The organism is Kocuria sp. LHG3120, from assembly GCF_049897445.1.
Taxonomy (GTDB): Bacteria; Actinomycetota; Actinomycetes; order Actinomycetales; family Micrococcaceae; genus Kocuria; species Kocuria rosea.
The window spans coordinates 584,741-602,136 of the sequence record NZ_JAFCWG010000002.1 but is presented as its reverse complement, the minus strand read 5'-3'; the positions used below and the strand labels follow the sequence as shown (position 1 = coordinate 602,136).

Sequence of the window (17,396 nt, the reverse complement as noted above, 5' to 3'; positions counted from 1 at the left end):
TGAGAACATGAACTCCTCGAAAACCGTCGGCCTGGCTGATGTGGCCCGCGAGGCCGGCGTCTCCCTGGCCACCGCCTCACGGGCGCTCAACAGCGCCTACGGTGTTGCCGCGGCCACCAGGGAGCGTGTTGCTGAGGTCGCTCGTCGTCTGGAGTACGTCGCCTCCCCGGAAGCCTCCCGTCTGGCCACCGGTGCCACCCGCAGCGTCGCCCTGGTCGTGCCCCACCTGGACCGCTGGTACTTCGGGGAGATGGTCGGCGGTCTCGAGGAGGTCCTGCGTGAGGCCGGCCACGACGTGCTGCTCTACCACGTCGGTGACCCCGAAGGCCGCCACGCATTCTTCGAACACCTCCCCGCCCGCCGGAAGGTCGACGCCGTCGTGGTGGTCGCCGTCCCGGTCACTGACCACGAACGCCGCCGCCTGGAACTGATGGGCGTCACGATCGTCGCCGCCGGCGGACAAGACGCCACCTACCCCTACGTCTCCATCGACGACGCCGCCGCGGTGCGCCAGGCCACCGAGCACCTGCTGCGCCTGGGCCACCGGCGGATCGCCATGATCACCGCCGTCGACCCCGACCGTGCCGACCAGCCCGTCCACCGCGGACGCACCCGCGGTTTCTACGAAGCCATGGACCGCGCCGATGTCCCCGTCGACGAGGAGCTGGTCGTCGCCACCACCTGGGGCGGGGTCCAGGCCGCTGAGGCCATGGAAAATCTGCTCAGCGTCCGTGAACTTCCCACCGCCGTGCTGGCCCACTCCGACGAGATGGCCCTGGGGGCGATGCGCACCATCCGGCGCGCCGGACTGCGCGTGCCCGAGGACATCTCCGTCATCGGCATCGACGACCACCCCCTGGCAGAGTTAGTAGACCTCACCACCGTCCGCCAACCCGTCCGGGACCAAGGCCTGCAGGCCGCGCACCTGCTGTTGGCCCTGCTGCGCGGGGAGAAACCAAACCTGGCGCAGAAACTACCCACCCGCGTCGTCGTGCGCAGCACCACCGCCACCGCCCGCGAGCAGCAGCCCAGTCATGCGCACCCCGCACCGGAGGCCACATCGCACTAGCCGGTGCTCGAGGGGCACTATGACCTCCTCGAGGTGCTTCAGGGACCTACATCGTCAATAGACCAGCGGCAAGGATCGGCCACCGCCGTGACCTTGGCCATCAGCACCGACCGGAAACACTGAGGCCCAAAACCTGAGGGCCACGGCCGAGCCGAACCACACCTACGGGACCCACGAGTGCCCACCGCTTTTCATATGGTCCGGTTAGCGGCGTTGAACCCACGGGAGTCCTCGCATCTATTTGGAACTCCCGTCGGACCGACTTCGCTGCGGTTCCGCGGCGCAGCGCGGTCCGCCGGACTGTGCCGGACGTCGGATCGCTCAGCGGGGCTTGCCGCGGCGCTGGTCAGCGCAATCCTCGTGCATCAGATGCACGATTCCACGGTGGCGTGAGATTCGGATGGACGCTGTACCCGGCCAGATCTTCGCCGTCCTGGCCGACACCGACGTGGAGCTCTTCCGCGGCGATGTGCGGGTGGTCGAGGCCATGCTGGAGAGGTGGACGGCGTCAGTGGCTCCGACGACGTAGTCAACTCCCGCCTTATCAACATCCGTGCCTACCGGTTCCGTCGGCTCCGTTTGATGCTCCATATGATCCATACCGGGCTCTGGATGAGAGCGTCCAGCCAGGCAAGGGCGACCGGTGCGATCCAGAATTCTGAGGCCGGAAGGATGATTGCGCCGATCACTGCGAGGATAAACATGCCTACGGTCAGGAAGAGGAAGATTGCGCCCATGGTGAGGTGGCACTTCCGCTGGCCCTTCGAAGCCTTTATCGGAGTTGGCGCCTGAGCAGGCAGGTTATCTACCAGCGGGTACGGCTGATGGTGTGCGCCCATCTGCGGATGGGCTGACCTCGGACCTCCTTCACCGGAGGCGTGTTGGGTTGGCGGGAGCGGCGTCGGAAAGGTCGGCTCCGGCTTATTCGCGGAACTGGGATCTCCGACGGGTGTCCCACGCCGAGATGGCGGAGGCCACTGCCGTGGCTCGGGGGTCGTCTCCGGTGCCTGGAGTGGTGCTGTTACTGGTGGTAGGCCTCGTTTCTGGTGAGCAGGTGGCTGCTGCGCCTTCGCGGCCTCGGGCAGAGAGGCTGGTGCTGGCGCGGTCTTCATTTTCCTGGCCGGCTCTGCTTGCGGGGGATTGACTGGCTGGAAGGTTGGCTTCTCTGGCATCGGAGGAACCTTCGGTGTCTCCGGATTGCTGGGAGTCTTGGCGGGCCCGGATGTGGTTCTTATGGCTGGCGCCGTGGTCCGTGCCCTCGCACGCCGCTTCGGTTGAGGAGTGGGCGTTGCCGGAGTTGACGCGGCAGGATTCCGAGGGACATGGGTTATCTCTACTTCCGGAAGAGGCCGCATTCCGGCCTCCGGCGAAGTGTTTGGCTTCTTTCCAATGGCCCAGGCCAGAATCTCTTCGGCAGTGAAGACTGGCTTGCCGCACTGGGCAGCCTTCTGGGCTTTGCCTGACTGGGATCCTGCCTCAGCTGAGATGAGGACCTCGCACTTGGTCTTGGTGACGGTGTCAACCGGCTGGAGTCCGCGGCGGGTCGCCAACTCTTTCAGGTCCTCCCGCGACAGATTGCGTCCTCGGTCGTCCCTGGCGGAGCCGGTGAAGCAGATGCGGGCTCCGGCCACCATGACTTGCTCGATGTCGTGTCGGCCGTCCTCGGTGTAGGTGTCGTCGAGGACTGGTGTCCCAGTGATTGCTGATACCGCTTGAGCGACGTCTTGGGCCTGTGGGTCCAGCCGTGCACGGCGTGAAGCCGCCTGTAGTTTCGGAGCCAGCACCTTGCGCGGGGTTGAAGACGGTGGGATCTGGCCGCCGACGAGAAAGGTTGTGCGGCCGTTGGGGCGGGGCATCAGGTAGCCGGTGTGGCCGGTGGGGTCGGGGAAGACATCGGCGAAGGCATCGTTGGGAGTGAGTTTCGCGGCGATGTTCCGAAGTGCGTGGGCGCGTTCCAAGGCGGTGGGTGCCTCGAGTCGTTTCCTGTCACGGGCCCCGATCTGGTCTTCATCGATGTCTGTGCCAACTGGCATCTGCGCGACATAGCCGTTGCGTTTGAGTTCGAAGTCGAGGTACCCGAGGTCACGGTCGATGTTGACGCCCACCGGGGTCCGCCCGCTCAGGTGGGGTGTCAGGGCAGCCCAGGCCTCGATGAGCAACGGGGCCAGCTGCACGTCACCGGCGCTGATGCCGTACTGCCCCCAAGCCTCGCCGATGTCGCGGGTGGGGTTGACCCGCGTGGTGAGTTCCAGTCCGTCGTCGGTGACCAGGGCGATCTCGGCAGGGCGCGGCCGCCACCGATCGCCCTCATCTCCGACGGTGCACAGACCCAGGTAAGCGGTGCCGAGCGAGGTGGTTTCGGCACCCTTGGAGCGCAGGAACCGGCGGATTCGCTGGTTGACCTTCAGGTCCTTGGGCGCCACATCGCAGCGCAGCACCAGCCCGTTCAGGGAGGTGCACCGGCTCAAAGCCACATAGAGCTGGCCGTCGGCGAAGGTGCCCCCGGACAGGTCGACCACCACGCGATCCAGGGTCTGCCCCTGGCTCTTATGGATGGTGATGGCCCAGGCCAGTCGGAACGGCAACTGGGTGTAGGTCCCGATCACCTCGTGCCGTAGCGCACCGGCCTTGACGACGGGGCGGGTGACCTCCCAGGTGTGCGGGCCGATCTCGACCGTTTCGCCGCGGGGGAATTCGACCGTGACGCGCTGCTCGCCGCCCTCGATCCGATGACCCGCAATTCGGGCGAGGGTCCCGTTGACCCACCGGTCCTGAGGGTCGTTGGTGAGCATCATGATCTGGGCCCCGGTCTTGAACACGAGTTCTTTCTCGGCTGGCGGATCGAACCCGTCTAGCGGTCCCACCATTTGGCCCGGGTGGTGGGTGGCGGGCTCATCGATCTGCTCGAGCATCTCGCGATTGCGGGCGGTGGCCATCCGGTTGGTGGTCGTCAACGTCAACCAGAACTCATGCAGTGGTGGGCGAAAAGAGGGGGCGGTGCGGCTGTTGAGATCGGCCCGGTCGTCCTCCAGCAGCGCGCCTTCACGTACGGCGTTGAGGATCTCCACCAGCCGGGTGTCACCGACCTGGCGGAAGACGCTGGTCAGCTCCACCGTCGGGAAGGCCTGGGAGTCGTAGTGATCGGCCGAGAAGAAGTACGGGGATTCGTATCGAGTGCTGAAATGCTCCCGCTCACCGTCGGTGACCACAGGCGGGAGTTGGTAGAGGTCACCGACCAGCACCAATTGGACTCCGCCGAACCGTTTCCCCGGGCGTGGGCCAAATCGCTCCAGGGCGATGGCCAGGCAGTCGAACAGATCAGCCCGGATCATCGAGGCCTCATCGATGATCAAAGTGTCGAGTTTCTTCAGGGTCTTCGCGAACCGGCCAGGGTAGTAGCCACTGCTGCGGACGTACTCCGCCGTGGTGCCCTGGCCGAAAGAGAACAAGCGATGGATGGTGTAGCCCTCGACATTGAGAGCCGCGATCCCCGTTGGGGCCGCCACGACCACGTTGCGATTAGTGGCGGCTAGAAACTGCCGCACTAGCGTGGACTTACCCGCTCCAGCCTTACCGGTCAGGAAGAGGTAATCTCCTCGTTCCAACTGAGACAGTGCAGCCTGAAACTCATGAGTAAGGACAAGTCGTGTTTCGTCAACAGTCAAAGATCAGACACTTACCTAGTAGGTAGATGCTCTTTCATGATATGTCTCCGAGTCAGCTACGCGAATTGGGGCTCACGAGAAATAGGCTTCCACTTGCGATCTCGTGACACTGGTGTGCTTTGTATGTGGAGCGGGGGCAGCCGGGATCTTGAATCCTGGGTGCGTCTGTGTAGTCGCTGGCCGCCCATGTCAAGAAGCAGAAATCAGATCAGAACGCATTTCTCTAGGAGCCGTCGATCTGATACTAGAGTGAAACGTCGAGTCGGCGGGGTCTCAGCAACTAAGTAAGGCGATCAACTAGGCGCGTACCGATCGCCCCTACGTAATGGAGGGACGGACAGCGCAACAGCAAATGCTCGCTCTCGATGGAAGAAACTCAGCCGCAATCCATTTCCCCTACTTCACCAGCACGGCGAATGCTTTCTATTTCATGCGACTTCAGTGAGAGTCACTGGACCGCCTGCCCGCGGATTGGTGAAAAAGGACCATGTAATTTGTCACCGGCGAAGTGCCCGCCGATGTATCACTCCACGCCATTCCGTGATGTGGGGATTGGTCCCGAGGACCAAGTGCCTTGGCAATGTACATCCCGGCCTGAGCCATGCGGACCGCCGTCGTCGACAGGCATGACTCGATGCCGTGGTGCCGTGTTGCCTCAGCCTTCCGCACCGACCCGGGGCTCGGCTGTGCTCTGTCGCCGGCTCGTCCACGGCCAGGTGATGAGCGCCCAGGCCACGGCGATGATGAGGAACTCCACCAGCAGGTACCACGGCCAGGGCCCGAACAGATCGAGGATCGAGGGGTTGTCCGGCTTGCCGTTGAGGAAGCCGTAGTTGGTCCCCAGCCAGTTGTTGAGTCCGAAGGCAGCCATGGCCCACGTGACGGTGACGACCATGGCCAGGCGGTAGCTGCCCCAGTCGACGCGGCCGCCACGTCCCCAGATCAGGTACAGGGTGGCCCAGAGGACCAGGATGTGCTGGACCCAGAGGTCGATGAAGTCGATGTGGGGGAAGTCCGGCGAGTCGAGTGCCGGGGTGAGGATGGCCTGCGGGTTGAGAGTCAGTCCCCAGTAGTAGGTGAGCGCCGTCGCCCAGCGGGCCCGTGTCCACAGGGCGATGACAGCGACCATCCACGCGAGGTCCGAAAGATGGACCGGCAGGGAGATGTGGACGTCGAAATGGTCCGGCACCGACCGGTAGACGAGCATCGTCACCGCGTACGTGGTCAGCACCGCGGCGAAAGCCCGAGAAAAACCCACCTCGGCCGGGGAGCCCCGAAGGCGGCGACCCAGCATCACCACGAGCACAGCCCCGAGGACGCAGACGCCCAGAGCAACCCAGTGAGTGGGGCCGTAGGGTACGAAGACCTCCTCGTTCGGCATCGCCGTCCCCCCTCCACCGGGTCTCCTGGGTGGTGCGCCCGTGAGGCCAGGACATCAGATCCGGTCGTCCAGGGCCATGGGCGGGGCGATGTGGACCGGAACCGGCGCCGGACCGCCGTCCGAGCTCTTGGCCTTGCCCTGACCGATGCTGCGGGTCACGGAGACCAACTGGTAGGGCCTCTTGGCCCGGGGCCGCGTGTCACGCCGGAGCAGCGCCACCCATCCTTCGCCGGCAACGTCGAGCTGCTTCAAGGGCCGGGTGAGATAGCTGACAACCGTCGGCGGCGTGGTGGATCGATCGATGCGGACCCCTCCGACGAGACCCGTGTTGAAATCGCGGGTCCAGGCGTTCTTCGCCGGCGTGGCCGAGGCAATGTGCACTGCGAACTCCGACGGCACCACGAAGGTGGCCATCCTGCCTTCCACACCCTGCAGCCGCAACGGCACCCGGTACCGCGGTGCCTCCAGCTCGTCCATCCCAGGCCCTTCTTCGCGGGTTCGGACGGCCGCATTATAGCGGATCCCTCTGGATGTCTTCCTCCACGTGATCGACGCGGCGGCGGCACCGGTCACCCGGAGGCCGGGTCGCCGGTGAGAGGGATGCGGAGATCAGGGCGTCACGGAGTCGTTTCCTGCGCCGGCTGGGAGACGTCCACGCCGGTGACCGGATCGCCGGCCCGCTCGTAGACGAGCGAGACCGCTCCCTTCGGGAACGCCCGCGGCGGCTGCGCCAGGGTGAAGGCGGCCGGGACGGTGCCGTCGCCGAAGACGCGCTTGCCCGAGCCCAGCACCAGCGGATAGAGGAGCAGGTTCAGCCGGTCGACGAGGTCTTCCCTCAGCAGGGTCCGCACGAGGTCGCCGCTGCCGATGACGTGGATCTCGTCGAACCGGTCATTGAGGGCGCGCACCTCGGCGGCGACCTCCGTCAGCACCGTGGTTCCCTCCCACGACGGGTCGGTCAGCGTGCGGGACACGACGAACTTCGGCACCGTGTTGAACGTCGCGGCGATCGGGTCGGCGTCGCTGTGGTCCGGCCAGTAGCCGGCGAAGATGTCGTAGGTCCGGCGACCGAGCAGCAGTGCGTCGATGCGCTCGATCCCGGCGCCGATCGTCGCGCCCGATTCGTCGTCGAAGTACGCCCCCTGCCAGCCGCCGAGATCGAAGCCGCCCGCACGGTCCTCGTCGGGCCCGCCCGGGGCCTGGTAGACGCCGTCGAGGGTGAGGAAGAGGTCGACCTGGATGATGCCCATGACGTGGTCCTCCGGTGTGCTCCGACGACATCCGTGGTGCCCAGTTTTTCGCCACGGGATCCGGGGGTCAACCCGTTGCCCCCGGATGACGGCGCGCCCACGCGCGAGCGAGGATCCTCGTGCGCCCTCAGCACGAGGCGCGGGCTAGTCGGCCTCGGAACGGCGGGTCTGTTCGGCGGGGATCATCCGGTGCGGCGTGCTCGGCCGGACCCGGGGGTGGCGGGTCGCCGGGCGGTCACGGCGGCGTTCCGTCGTCGGCTCCGGGCCGTTAGCCTGTCCGCGCCCGTCACTAGACTGAGCCGCATGAACGAGCAGGAACCGGGCCGGTCCCGGGCCGCCTCGGCACCCGCAGGCCGTGCGGCACTTCCCGCGGACGCGACCGCCACGTCCGCTCCGACCGATGACGCCGGGACACCACCGGGACTGGTCGATCCCGAGGCCGTGGACACCTCGGTGCGCAGCCCGGCGCAGCGGTCCCGCACCTTCGCCGGGATCCTGGTGAACACCGCCCTCGCCAACATCACGACCAGCTACCTCTGGTTCGCCCTGACGTTCTGGGTGTATCTGGAGACGCGCAACGTCATCGCCACCGGGGTGGTCGGCGGCGCCTACATGCTGCTCATCGCGCTCTCCAGCATCAGCTTCGGCACCTTCGTGGACCGCTACCGCAAGCTCGCCGTGATGCGCTTCGCCGCAGCCTTCACCCTGGTGATGTTCGTGCTGGCGGGCGTCCTGTTCCTCCTCGCCCCGGCGGCCTCGATGGCGGACCTGACCCGCCCGTGGATCTGGGTCTTCGCCCTGGTCGTCCTGATCGGGGCGGTGGTCGAGAACATGCGCAACATCGCCCTGTCCACCACGGTCACGATCCTCATCGAGCCGGACCGGCGCGCCAACGCCAACGGCCTGGTGGGCATGGTGCAGGGCCTGATGTTCATCGTGACCTCGGTGCTCTCCGGGCTCTCGGTCGGACTGCTGGGCATGGGCTGGACGGTCGTGGTCGCCGTGGCGCTCACGGCCGTGGCCTTCGGGCACCTGTTGACGCTGCGCATGCCCGAGGAGGTGCGCGCCGCGGCCACGGACGCCCACGGCAGCTTCGACCTGCGGGGGGCGTTCGCCGCCGTGCTGGCCGTGTCCGGGCTGTTCGCGCTGATCCTGTTCTCGACGTTCAACAACTTCATCGGCGGCGTCTACATGGCCCTGATGGACCCGTACGGTCTGGAGATGTTCCCCGTGGAGATCTGGGGCGCGGTCTTCGCGCTCGGCGCCACCGGCTTCATCGTGGGCGGGGCGCTGATCGGCAAGTTCGGGCTGGGGTCCAATCCGCTGCGCACCATGTTGTTCGCGGTGATGGCGATGGGCGTGCTCGGCGCGGTGTTCACCGTGCGGGAGTGGGCCTGGCTGTACGTCCTGGGCATCTGGCTCTACATGGTGCTCTTCCCCTTCGTGGAGGCGGCGGAACAGACGGTCATCCAGCGGGTCGTGCCGCTGGAGCGGCAGGGCCGTGTCTTCGGCTTCGCCATGGCGTTCGAGTCCGCGGCGGCGCCGGTCACCGCGTTCCTCATCGCACCGATCGCCCAGTTCTGGATCATCCCGTACGCGCGGTCCGCGGAGGGCGGCGCCCAGCTGGCCCCGCTGCTCGGCGAGGGCACCTCACGCGGCATCGCCCTGGTGTTCCTGGTGGCCGGCATCGTCATGATCGCCGCCGCGCTGCTGGCCTTCCTGACCCCGGTCTACCGCCGGGTCTCGGCGTCGTACGCCCAGGTCGCGGCGGAGGACGCCGCGGACGGCGTCACTGCCTCCCCGTCCTCCGGATGAGCGAGTCCCACGGCCGGCCCGGTGAGCCCGGGCTTCCGGCCGGCGGGCGGGACGGTTCCGGCACTCTGGCTCGACCGGATTGGCAGGCCTGCGCACGCCTCAGCGGTGTGCGGCGATGTAGGCGTCGAAGTCCCACGGTGGGCGGGTGGCCGAGCCGTCGAGGAACTTCTCGGCGGCGGCCCGGCCGCTGCGGTAGAGGAAGTCCCGGTCCTCGTCGGTGAGGTTGAAGTCGGTGGCACGGATGGCGCCGGTGTCGACGAAGATCGTGCGGGCCTGGGCGTCGAGGGATTCGATGTGCATCTGGTCGTAGAAGCCGGTCATGGTCTTGAGCATGGCCCGGCTCATACTCACCGGCCCCTTGATCGGGTAACCCTTGCCCTGGACCGCGTCCGGATGGGCCGAGAGCTTGATGCCCAGTGTCGGCCACCTCGGAACGGTGCCCGGCGGGGCGTCGAAGGCGGCGATCGGGAAGTTGGAGAGCATGCCGCCGTCGACCAGCCAGGCCTTCTTCCCGTCGGCGGTGTCCCAGCGGACGGGCCGGTAGAAGAAGGGGATGGACATCGAGGCCCGGACCGCCTCGACCACGTGCTGGGCGCCCCGGTCACGGCCGAAGTCGTCGTAGTCCCAGGGCAGGTAGCGCAGCCGGCCCCTGCTGATGTCCGAGGCGGTGACCACCAGCCGGTAGGAGCGCTCCGGGGCGGGGGGCCGTTCCTCGTCGGTGTAGGGCAGGTCGGCGAAGGTCCGCACCCCGTACTCGTCGAGCTGGGACTGCAACCAGGATCGGAGGTGCTCGCCGAGGTAGATGCCGTTGCGGGCGAGGATCCCGGCGGCCTTGCCGGCGGTGTAGCGCGTGAGGCGGGAGCCGTCGCGGAAGTCCGGGTACTGGACGGAGCCGATGATGTCCACCAGCTTGCTCGCCGGGGCGCCGGCGGCGACCAGGGCCCCGACGATGGCACCGGCGGAGGTGCCGGCGACCCGTTTGAAGTGGTAGCCGTGCTCCTCGAGGACCTCGATGGCCCCGACCAGGGCGATGCCCTTGACGCCCCCGCCCTCCAGCACCAGGTCGGCATACCGTTCCATGCTGTCCACGCCCCTTCGGCAGGTTCGATCCCCGAGGTCAGTACAGCAAATGCCGTGCGGGCACGGAACGGCTGCCCGATATCGGGCCCCGTGTGACGGGAAAGAAATCGCCGGACAACAATCAGCGGTCGCGAAAATTCCCGGAATTCCCGTCAGCACATCGAAACACGCTCTGACCTGGGCCCGAACCCGTGCACGGGAATTCTTCATCTCGGCGTCACATGGTCACAGCCGCAGCACGGGAACGTCCGTCTGCTTTGACGTGCGACCCACCCGTGATTATGTCGATGCACATCACTCCGCCGGTATTCTCCGTACGCCGCAAGAAAGCGTTGGAGAACGGTTGCCGGGGGTCCTCCTGCCATCCCGAACGGGACGTGCGGGAGTCGCGATCACACGACAGGCGCTTGTCCAGGAGCCGAGAACGATGAATTCCTCAGTTCGTCCCTACTGTGCTGCCAAGCCGCGCATCGTGCGTCCCCTCCCGGAGGGGCTGGTGGGCATCAGACAGCGCCTCGTCCGGGTGATGGCCCAGAAGTGGGTCAACGGGACAGTGCTCCGCTACGCGTTCCGGGAGGGCCCCGAGCCGCAGCGCCAGGCGGTGCGCAGCGCGTTCCGGGAGTGGAAGGACCTGGAGATCGGCCTCGGGTTCCAGGAGGTGGACGAGCCGGGGGAGGCCGAGGTCCGGATCTCCTTCGACCAGGCCGACGGGTCGTGGTCCTATCTGGGCAGGGACGTCCTGACGATCGGCACCCAGGACGCGACCATGAACTTCGGCTGGGACCTGACCGACGAGTACGGGCGCACCACGGCGCTGCACGAGATCGGCCACACGATGGGCCTGCCCCACGAGCACCAGAACCCGTTCGCCGGGATCGTCTGGGACGAGGCGAAGGTCTACGCGTTCTTCGCCGGGGCACCGAACCACTGGTCCCCGGAGACCACACACCACAACGTCCTGCGCAAACTGGGCCAGGACGAGGTGGAGGGCTCGACCTGGGACCCCGACTCGGTGATGCAGTACTCCTTCCCCGGAGGCCTCATCAAGGAGCCCGCCCGCTACCAGCCGGGCATCAGCCCTCCGGGCGGCCTGTCGGCCAAGGACCAGGACTGGGTGCGGAAGTTCTACCCGGTCCTGCCGCACGTGCTCCCGACGCTCGAGCCGTTCCGGTCCACGCCCCTGACCCTGGTCCCGGGGCAGCAGGCGGACTTCGAGATCACCCCCGCCCTGTCGCGGAAGCACCAGATCGCCACCTTCGGGACGGCGGACACCACCCTGGTGCTCTTCGAGGAGGTCGACGGAGAGCTGCGCTTCCTCGCCGGCGACGACGACAGCGGGGAGGACCGCAACTCCACCCTGTCGGCGAAGCTCTTCCGGGGGAGGCGGTACGTCGTCCGCGTCAGGCTCGCCTGGGCAGGACAGTCCGGGGACACCGCCATCATGTGCTGGTAGCCGGGGCGGGACCGGCTCGGTTCCCTGAGCGGCGCCCCTCGGCCAAGCACCCCACCCGGCCACCGCCGGCCCCGGACCGGTACCGCCATCCTGGAAGGAAGACCCATGTCCCAGACGCCTGATGCTCCCGTGCACGGCAGCGAGAGCGAGAACCCGGCGATCGACGCGCCCACCCCCAAGACCGGTCAGCCGCGGACGGTCCAGGACTGGTGGCCCAACCAGCTGGACCTGAACGTCCTGCGGAAGCACTCGACCACGACCGACCCGCTGGGCCCCGACTTCGACTACGCGAAGGAGTTCGCCACGCTCGACGTCGAGGAGCTCAAGCGCGACCTCGTCGAGCTCATGACCACCTCGCAGGACTGGTGGCCCGCCGACTTCGGGCACTACGGAGGGCTGTTCATCCGGATGAGCTGGCACTCGGCCGGCACCTACCGGATCGCGGACGGCCGCGGGGGAGCCGGGGAGGGCGCCCAGCGGTTCGCCCCGCTCAACAGCTGGCCGGACAACGCCAACCTGGACAAGGCCCGGCGCCTGCTGTGGCCGGTCAAGCAGAAGTACGGCCGGAAGATCTCGTGGGCCGACCTGCTGGTGCTCGCAGGGAACGTGGCGCTCGAGTCGATGGGCTTCCGGACGTTCGGCTTCGGCTTCGGGCGCGAGGACGTGTGGGAGCCCGAGGAGATGTTCTGGGGCCCGGAGGACACCTGGCTCGGCGACGAGCGCTACGCCGGCGATCGCGAGCTCTCGGGCCCGCTGGCCGCGGTCCAGATGGGACTGATCTACGTCAACCCCGAGGGCCCCGGCGGCAACCCCGACCCGCTCGCGTCCGCCCGGGACATCCGCGACACGTTCGGCCGCATGGCCATGAACGACGAGGAGACGGTCGCGCTCATCGCCGGCGGGCACTCCTTCGGGAAGACCCACGGGGCCGGGCCCGCCGACCACGTGGGCCCCGAGCCCGAGGCGTGCCCGGTCACGGGGCAGGGCCTGGGCTGGAGGAGCAGCTACGGGACGGGCAAGGGGCCGGACACGATCACCAGCGGTCTGGAGGTGACCTGGACCAGCACCCCGACCCAGTGGGGCAACGGCTTCTTCGGCAACCTGTTCGGCCACGAGTGGGAGCTGACCGAGTGCCCGCCGGGGGCCCACCAGTGGGTCGCCGAGGACGCGACCGAGACCGTCCCGGACGCCTTCGACCCGGGGCGGAAGCACCGGCCGACGATGCTGACGACCGACCTCGCGCTCCGGGCGGACCCGGTGTACGAGAAGATCTCGCGGCGGTTCCACGAGCACCCGGACGAGTTCGCCGAGGCGTTCGCCAAGGCCTGGTACAAGCTGCTGCACCGCGACATGGGCCCGGTCACGCGCTTCCTGGGGCCGTGGGTCCCGGAGCCGCAGCTGTGGCAGGACCCGGTCCCGGCGGTCGACCACGAGCTGGTCGGGGACGAGGACGTCGCCGCCCTGAAGGAGACCCTCCTCGGCTCGGGGCTGACCGTGGCGCAGCTGGCCTCCACGGCGTGGGCCTCCGCGGCGAGCTTCCGGGGCACCGACAACCGGGGAGGGGCCAACGGCGCCCGCATCCGGCTCGAGCCGCAGCGCGGCTGGGAGGTGAACGAGCCGGGGCGGCTGGCCGAGGTGCTGCGCGTCCTCGAGCAGGTCCGGGAGGACTTCAACGGCGGTCGGTCCGACGGCACGAGGATCTCGCTGGCCGACCTGATCGTGCTCGGCGGCTGCGCGGCCGTCGAGCGCGCGGCCCGGAACGCCGGTCACCCGGTCCAGGTCCCGTTCCGGCCCGGGCGCACGGACGCCGCGCAGGAGCAGACCGACGTCGAGTCCTTCGCGGTGCTCGAGCCGCAGGCCGACGGCTTCCGGAACTTCGTGCAGTCCGACGTGCGGCTCTCGCCCGAGACGCTGCTGCTCGACCGCGCGTACATGCTCAACATCACCGCCCCCGAGATGACGGTCCTGGTCGGCGGCATGCGGAGCCTGGGGACGAACCACGGGCAGTCGGAGCACGGTGTCCTCACCGACCGGAAGGAGGCGCTGACCAACGACTTCTTCGTCAATCTCCTCACCGCCGGCACGGAGTGGAGGGCGTCCGAGGATTCGGAGGAGGTCTTCGAGATCCGTGATCTCGCCACGGACGAGCTCAGGTGGACGGCCACCGCCGCCGATCTGGTCTTCGGCTCGCACTCCCAGCTGCGGGCGATCTCGGAGGTCTATGCGAGCGACGACGCGCAGGAGAAGTTCGTGCGCGACTTCGTCGCCGCGTGGGTCAAGGTCATGGAGCTCGACCGGTTCGATCTGCGCTGACGGCACGGGGCCCCGCCGGCGGACCGCACCAGGTGGTGAGCGCGGCCTCGAGCCCTGACGTGTCGCCCTCGCCCACCCAGGCCACGTGCCCGTCCGGCCGGATCAGCACCGCGGTGGGCGGGGTGACCGGCCCGAGCACCGGGAGCTCCCAGCGGCCGTGGTGCGCGGCGGTGACCAGTCGCACGCGGTCCGCCCAGGGCCCGATGTCGACACCGCCGGGCGTGCCGAGCTCGAGCAGCACCGGCCGTGCCTCGTGCAGGAGGGCGAAGACCCGCGCCGGGCCGCCGGCCGTGCGGAGGTCGAGATCAGGCATGCGGCGCCCGAGCAGCGGGTGTCCCGCGCCGAGGTCGTAGTGGATGTCCAGGCCGGACATCGTCGCCGCGTACCGCCGGCGCGGCTCGTCCATGGCCAGGAGCTCGGCGACCGTCTCGCCCACGGCCCGGACGCGGTCGTCGGGGCGGCGCAGCGCGACCTGCGCCATGGTGAGGCGCAGCAAGCGGGCGGCCACCGGGTGTCGTTCGGCGTGGTAGCTGTCCAGGAGGTCCTCCGGTGAGGTCCCTCCGACGACCTGGGCCAGCTTCCAGCCCAGGTTCACCGCGTCCTGCACCCCGGTGTTGAGGCCCTGCCCACCGTCCGGGGCGTGCACGTGCGCGGCGTCGCCGGCCAGCAGGACGCGCCCGCTCCGGTAGGACGCCGCCTGCCGGGTCGTGTCGGTGAACCGCGTGATCCAGGTGGGGCTGTGCACCCCGTAGTCCGTCCCGTACACCGCGACGAGCGCCGCGCGGAGATCGCGCAGGGTGGGCTCACGGCCGGGCCCCACGTGGCGCTCGGTCACCATGACCCCCGCCGGACCTCCGTCCTGGGGCCGGCGGAAGGCGTGCTTGCCGACGGCGTCCTGGTGGATGCCCCACTCCGGCTCCTCGGCCAGCTCCACCTCGGCGAGCAGACTGCTCGTCGTCGGGTCCCACCCGGGGAACCCGATGCCCGCAGCCTTCCGGATCCGGCTCCGCCCTCCGTCGCACCCGACGACGTACTGCGCCCGCAGCGGTCGGCCGTCGGCGGACTCGACGCCGACGCCCGTGCCGTCCTGGGCCACGCCCGTCACCTCGTGCCCGTAGCGGATCGGTACCCCCAGCTCGCCGATCCAGCCGGCCAGGAGCCGCTCGATGTGGTTCTGCCACAGCGCGAGACCGTAGGGGTGACGGGTGGGGAAGTCGCTGATGTCCAGGGGGGTGCCGGCGAACCCGGCGACCTGGGCGGTCGTGCCCTCGGTGAGGAACCGGTCGGCGACGCCGCGCTGGTCGAGGACCTCGATGGTCCGCGCGTGCAGCCCGCCGGCGCGCGAGCCGACGAGCTCCTGACCGGTCCTCCGCTCGAGGACGACGACGTCGACCCCCGCCAGCGCCAGCTCTCCCGCCAGCATCAGACCCGTCGGCCCGCCGCCGACGACCACCGCGTGCTCGTCCATCTGCTGCCCCTCCGTCCGCAGGTGCCGCTCCCGGCCCGAGCATTCTGCGGCGCGCAGGGGGTCTTGCCACAAGCCCCCGGGAGCGCTATAGCTTGGAAACGGAGGGGAACGGACGGGCCCGGTTACCGCCGGTCAGAGCAGTCCGCCGATCTGTCCCGCCGTCTCCTGCAGTGCGCGCACGTGGCGCCGCAGACCCGAGAGGCCGCCCCGGTCGGCCGGGACGCTCACGGCCAGCGCCGCCAGGGCCCTGCCCGCTGCGTCGGTGACGGGAACGGCCGCCGCGTGCAGGCCGTCGAGGCTCTCGCCGAGATTGAGCGCGTAGCCGGAACGCCGGATGTCCGCCAGCTCCTCGCGCAGGATCCTGGGGCTCGTGGTGGTGCGCCCGGTCATGCGGGGGAGGCCGGCCTCGAGCAGGGCCTGAGCCGCCGCCGGGTCCGCCGGGGCCAGGAGGACCTTGCCGCCGGCCGTGGCGTGCACCGAGAGCAGGGCGCCGGTCCGTCCGCTGACCCGCACGGGACGGTCGCACTCCACGCTGTCGACGAACCGCACACTCGGCCCCTCGAGGACCATGAGGTTGACGGTCTCCTCGAGGGCGGCGCAGAGCGTCTCCAGGAGCGGGTGCGCGACCTGGCGCAGCTCCGGGATGCCGGCGGAGGAGAGCGCGAACTCGAGCAGCTGCGGACCCGGCCGGTAGGCGCAGGAGTTGCGCTCCTGCTGGACGAAGCCCTCGTGGGCCAGGGTCATGAGGAGCCGGTGGGCCGTGGAGCGGGCCACGCCCAGCTCCGCGGCGGCGTCCGTGACCCGGAGGGAGTCGCGGTCGCGGAGCATCAGCAGCAACCGCAGGGCGTTCGATCGGGCAGATCATCCACGCCGAGCCGGCGGGGCGTCACGCCGGGTACGACAGCCCGCAGTTCTCGATCCACCGCGGCGACCTGCAGCAGGTGCTCCTCGACGCCGTGCGCGAGCGCCTGGGCGAGGACGCGGTGGTCACCGACCACCGGTGCGAGTCCGTGGACCAGGACGGCGCCGGCGCCGTCGCCCGGTTCACCCGGACCAGCGACGGCGCCGAGCTGCCCGACGTCCGCTCGGACGTCGTCGTCGCCTGTGACGGCGTCCACTCCGCGGTGCGCCGGCAGTTCTATCCGGACGAGGGCGAGCCGCGGTACTCCGGGGTCACCATGTGGCGCGGCACGACCGTGGCGCCGCCCTTCCTCGCAGGCGCGAGCATGGCGCGGATCGGCTGGCTCGCCAGCGGCAAGATGGTGGTCTACCCCATCCGCGACATCGACGACGACGGCAACCAGCTCGTCAACTGGGTCGCCGAGCTCGAGGCCCCGCAGCGGGCCCGCCGCGACTGGACGAGGGAGGGCCGCCTGGAGGACTTCCTGGGCGTCTTCCAGGACTGGACGTTCGACTGGCTGGACGTCCCCGCGCTCATCACGGGCGCCGAGACCGTGCTCGAGTACCCGATGGTGGACCAGGACCCGCTCCCGCGCTGGACCTTCGGCCGGGTGACCCTGCTCGGCGACGCGGCCCACCCCATGGTGCCGCGCGGGTCCAACGGCGCCGGCCAGGCCGTCCTCGACGCGCACCGGCTCGCCGAGCTGCTGGCCGCCGGCACCGGCCCGCTGCAGGCGCTCGCCGACTACGAGGCCGAGCGGCTGCCCCGGACGTCGGCCGTGGTCCTGGCCAACCGGACGTCCCCGCCGGACACCATCATCCGCGAGGTGTGGGAACGCACCGGGGACCGGCCCTTCGACCGGATCGAGGACGTCATCAGCGCGGAGGAGATCGCCGCGATCTCCCGGCGGTACCAGCAGGTCGCCGGCTACAGCCTCGACGAGCTCCGGGCCGCGGACGGCCCGGACCGGACCGGCTGAGCGCCCCGTGCGCCCCGTGCGC

13 protein-coding genes are annotated in these 17,396 nt (G+C 69.1%); 6 read left to right on the top strand and 7 right to left on the bottom strand.

Features of this window, described 5'->3' with window-relative positions:
* The first annotated feature begins 7 nt into the window (after positions 1-7).
* Together ACP7CD_RS06775 and ACP7CD_RS06770 are read left to right on the top strand one after the other, a co-directional pair.
* The gene (locus ACP7CD_RS06775; protein WP_426119572.1) at positions 8-1,069 is read left to right on the top strand and encodes a LacI family DNA-binding transcriptional regulator; all 1,062 of its coding nucleotides are present in this window, start codon (positions 8-10) and stop codon (positions 1,067-1,069) included.
* 400 nt (positions 1,070-1,469) lie between these two features.
* Positions 1,470-1,598: a hypothetical protein gene (locus tag ACP7CD_RS06770; protein ID WP_426119570.1), complete on the top strand. Its 129-nt coding sequence runs from the start codon at positions 1,470-1,472 to the stop codon at positions 1,596-1,598.
* A gap of 28 nt (positions 1,599-1,626) precedes the next feature.
* Here the strand turns inward: ACP7CD_RS06770 and ACP7CD_RS06765 are convergent, their stop codons facing one another.
* From ACP7CD_RS06765 to ACP7CD_RS06750, 4 genes are all read right to left on the bottom strand, one after another.
* Positions 1,627-4,674 (bottom strand): AAA family ATPase, encoded by a 3,048-nt coding sequence (locus ACP7CD_RS06765; protein WP_426119643.1) that lies wholly within the window; start codon positions 4,672-4,674, stop codon positions 1,627-1,629.
* A gap of 715 nt (positions 4,675-5,389) precedes the next feature.
* Positions 5,390-6,115 (bottom strand): TIGR02206 family membrane protein, encoded by a 726-nt coding sequence (locus tag ACP7CD_RS06760; protein WP_426119568.1) that lies wholly within the window; start codon positions 6,113-6,115, stop codon positions 5,390-5,392.
* Positions 6,116-6,169: 54 nt separating this feature from the next.
* The gene (locus ACP7CD_RS06755; protein ID WP_336649797.1) at positions 6,170-6,592 is read right to left on the bottom strand and encodes a hypothetical protein; all 423 of its coding nucleotides are present in this window, start codon (positions 6,590-6,592) and stop codon (positions 6,170-6,172) included.
* 140 nt (positions 6,593-6,732) lie between these two features.
* Complete coding sequence (locus tag ACP7CD_RS06750; protein ID WP_426119566.1) at positions 6,733-7,365, bottom strand: dihydrofolate reductase family protein; 633 nt, start codon at positions 7,363-7,365, stop codon at positions 6,733-6,735.
* Between the two features lie 303 nt (positions 7,366-7,668).
* On the opposite strand from ACP7CD_RS06750, the gene ACP7CD_RS06745 reads away from it, so the two are divergent.
* Entirely contained in the window at positions 7,669-9,180 is a 1,512-nt protein-coding gene (locus ACP7CD_RS06745; protein WP_426119564.1) for an MFS transporter, read from the top strand.
* A 99-nt stretch (positions 9,181-9,279) separates the two neighbouring features.
* Here the strand turns inward: ACP7CD_RS06745 and ACP7CD_RS06740 are convergent, their stop codons facing one another.
* The gene (locus tag ACP7CD_RS06740) at positions 9,280-10,260 is read right to left on the bottom strand and encodes a patatin-like phospholipase family protein (RefSeq protein ID WP_426119562.1); all 981 of its coding nucleotides are present in this window, start codon (positions 10,258-10,260) and stop codon (positions 9,280-9,282) included.
* Positions 10,261-10,756: 496 nt separating this feature from the next.
* Between ACP7CD_RS06740 and ACP7CD_RS06735 the strand changes: the two genes are divergently transcribed.
* Complete coding sequence (locus ACP7CD_RS06735; protein ID WP_017834620.1) at positions 10,757-11,713, top strand: M12 family metallopeptidase; 957 nt, start codon at positions 10,757-10,759, stop codon at positions 11,711-11,713.
* A gap of 105 nt (positions 11,714-11,818) precedes the next feature.
* Entirely contained in the window at positions 11,819-14,026 is a 2,208-nt protein-coding gene (gene katG / locus ACP7CD_RS06730) for a catalase/peroxidase HPI (protein WP_426119559.1), read from the top strand.
* On the opposite strand, the gene ACP7CD_RS06725 is transcribed toward katG, so the two are convergent.
* Together ACP7CD_RS06725 and ACP7CD_RS06720 are read right to left on the bottom strand one after the other, a co-directional pair.
* Positions 13,995-15,494, bottom strand: coding sequence for an FAD-dependent monooxygenase (locus ACP7CD_RS06725; protein ID WP_426119557.1), 1,500 nt, complete (start codon positions 15,492-15,494; stop codon positions 13,995-13,997). The genes katG and ACP7CD_RS06725 overlap by 32 nt on opposite strands.
* 132 nt (positions 15,495-15,626) lie before the next feature.
* Complete coding sequence (locus ACP7CD_RS06720; protein WP_426119555.1) at positions 15,627-16,331, bottom strand: IclR family transcriptional regulator; 705 nt, start codon at positions 16,329-16,331, stop codon at positions 15,627-15,629.
* Positions 16,332-16,345: 14 nt separating this feature from the next.
* Here ACP7CD_RS06720 and ACP7CD_RS06715 point away from each other — a divergent pair, with 14 nt between their 5' ends.
* Positions 16,346-17,374, top strand: a complete 1,029-nt coding sequence (locus ACP7CD_RS06715; protein ID WP_136340894.1) for an FAD-dependent monooxygenase — start codon at positions 16,346-16,348, stop codon at positions 17,372-17,374.
* Positions 17,375-17,396: the final 22 nt, after the last annotated feature.

Excerpts from the sequence above, each read along its gene's own strand:
- ACP7CD_RS06740 (WP_426119562.1), bottom strand. The coding sequence starts at position 10,260 with ATGGAACGGTATGCCGACCTGGTGCTGGAGGGCGGGGGCGTCAAGGGC.
- ACP7CD_RS06775 (WP_426119572.1), top strand. The coding sequence starts at position 8 with ATGAACTCCTCGAAAACCGTCGGCCTGGCTGATGTGGCCCGCGAGGCC.
- katG (WP_426119559.1), top strand. The coding sequence starts at position 11,819 with ATGTCCCAGACGCCTGATGCTCCCGTGCACGGCAGCGAGAGCGAGAAC.
- ACP7CD_RS06750 (WP_426119566.1), bottom strand. The coding sequence starts at position 7,365 with ATGGGCATCATCCAGGTCGACCTCTTCCTCACCCTCGACGGCGTCTAC.
- ACP7CD_RS06755 (WP_336649797.1), bottom strand. The coding sequence starts at position 6,592 with ATGGACGAGCTGGAGGCACCGCGGTACCGGGTGCCGTTGCGGCTGCAG.
- ACP7CD_RS06760 (WP_426119568.1), bottom strand. The coding sequence starts at position 6,115 with ATGCCGAACGAGGAGGTCTTCGTACCCTACGGCCCCACTCACTGGGTT.
- ACP7CD_RS06770 (WP_426119570.1), top strand. The coding sequence starts at position 1,470 with ATGGACGCTGTACCCGGCCAGATCTTCGCCGTCCTGGCCGACACCGAC.
- ACP7CD_RS06745 (WP_426119564.1), top strand. The coding sequence starts at position 7,669 with ATGAACGAGCAGGAACCGGGCCGGTCCCGGGCCGCCTCGGCACCCGCA.
- ACP7CD_RS06725 (WP_426119557.1), bottom strand. The coding sequence starts at position 15,494 with ATGGACGAGCACGCGGTGGTCGTCGGCGGCGGGCCGACGGGTCTGATG.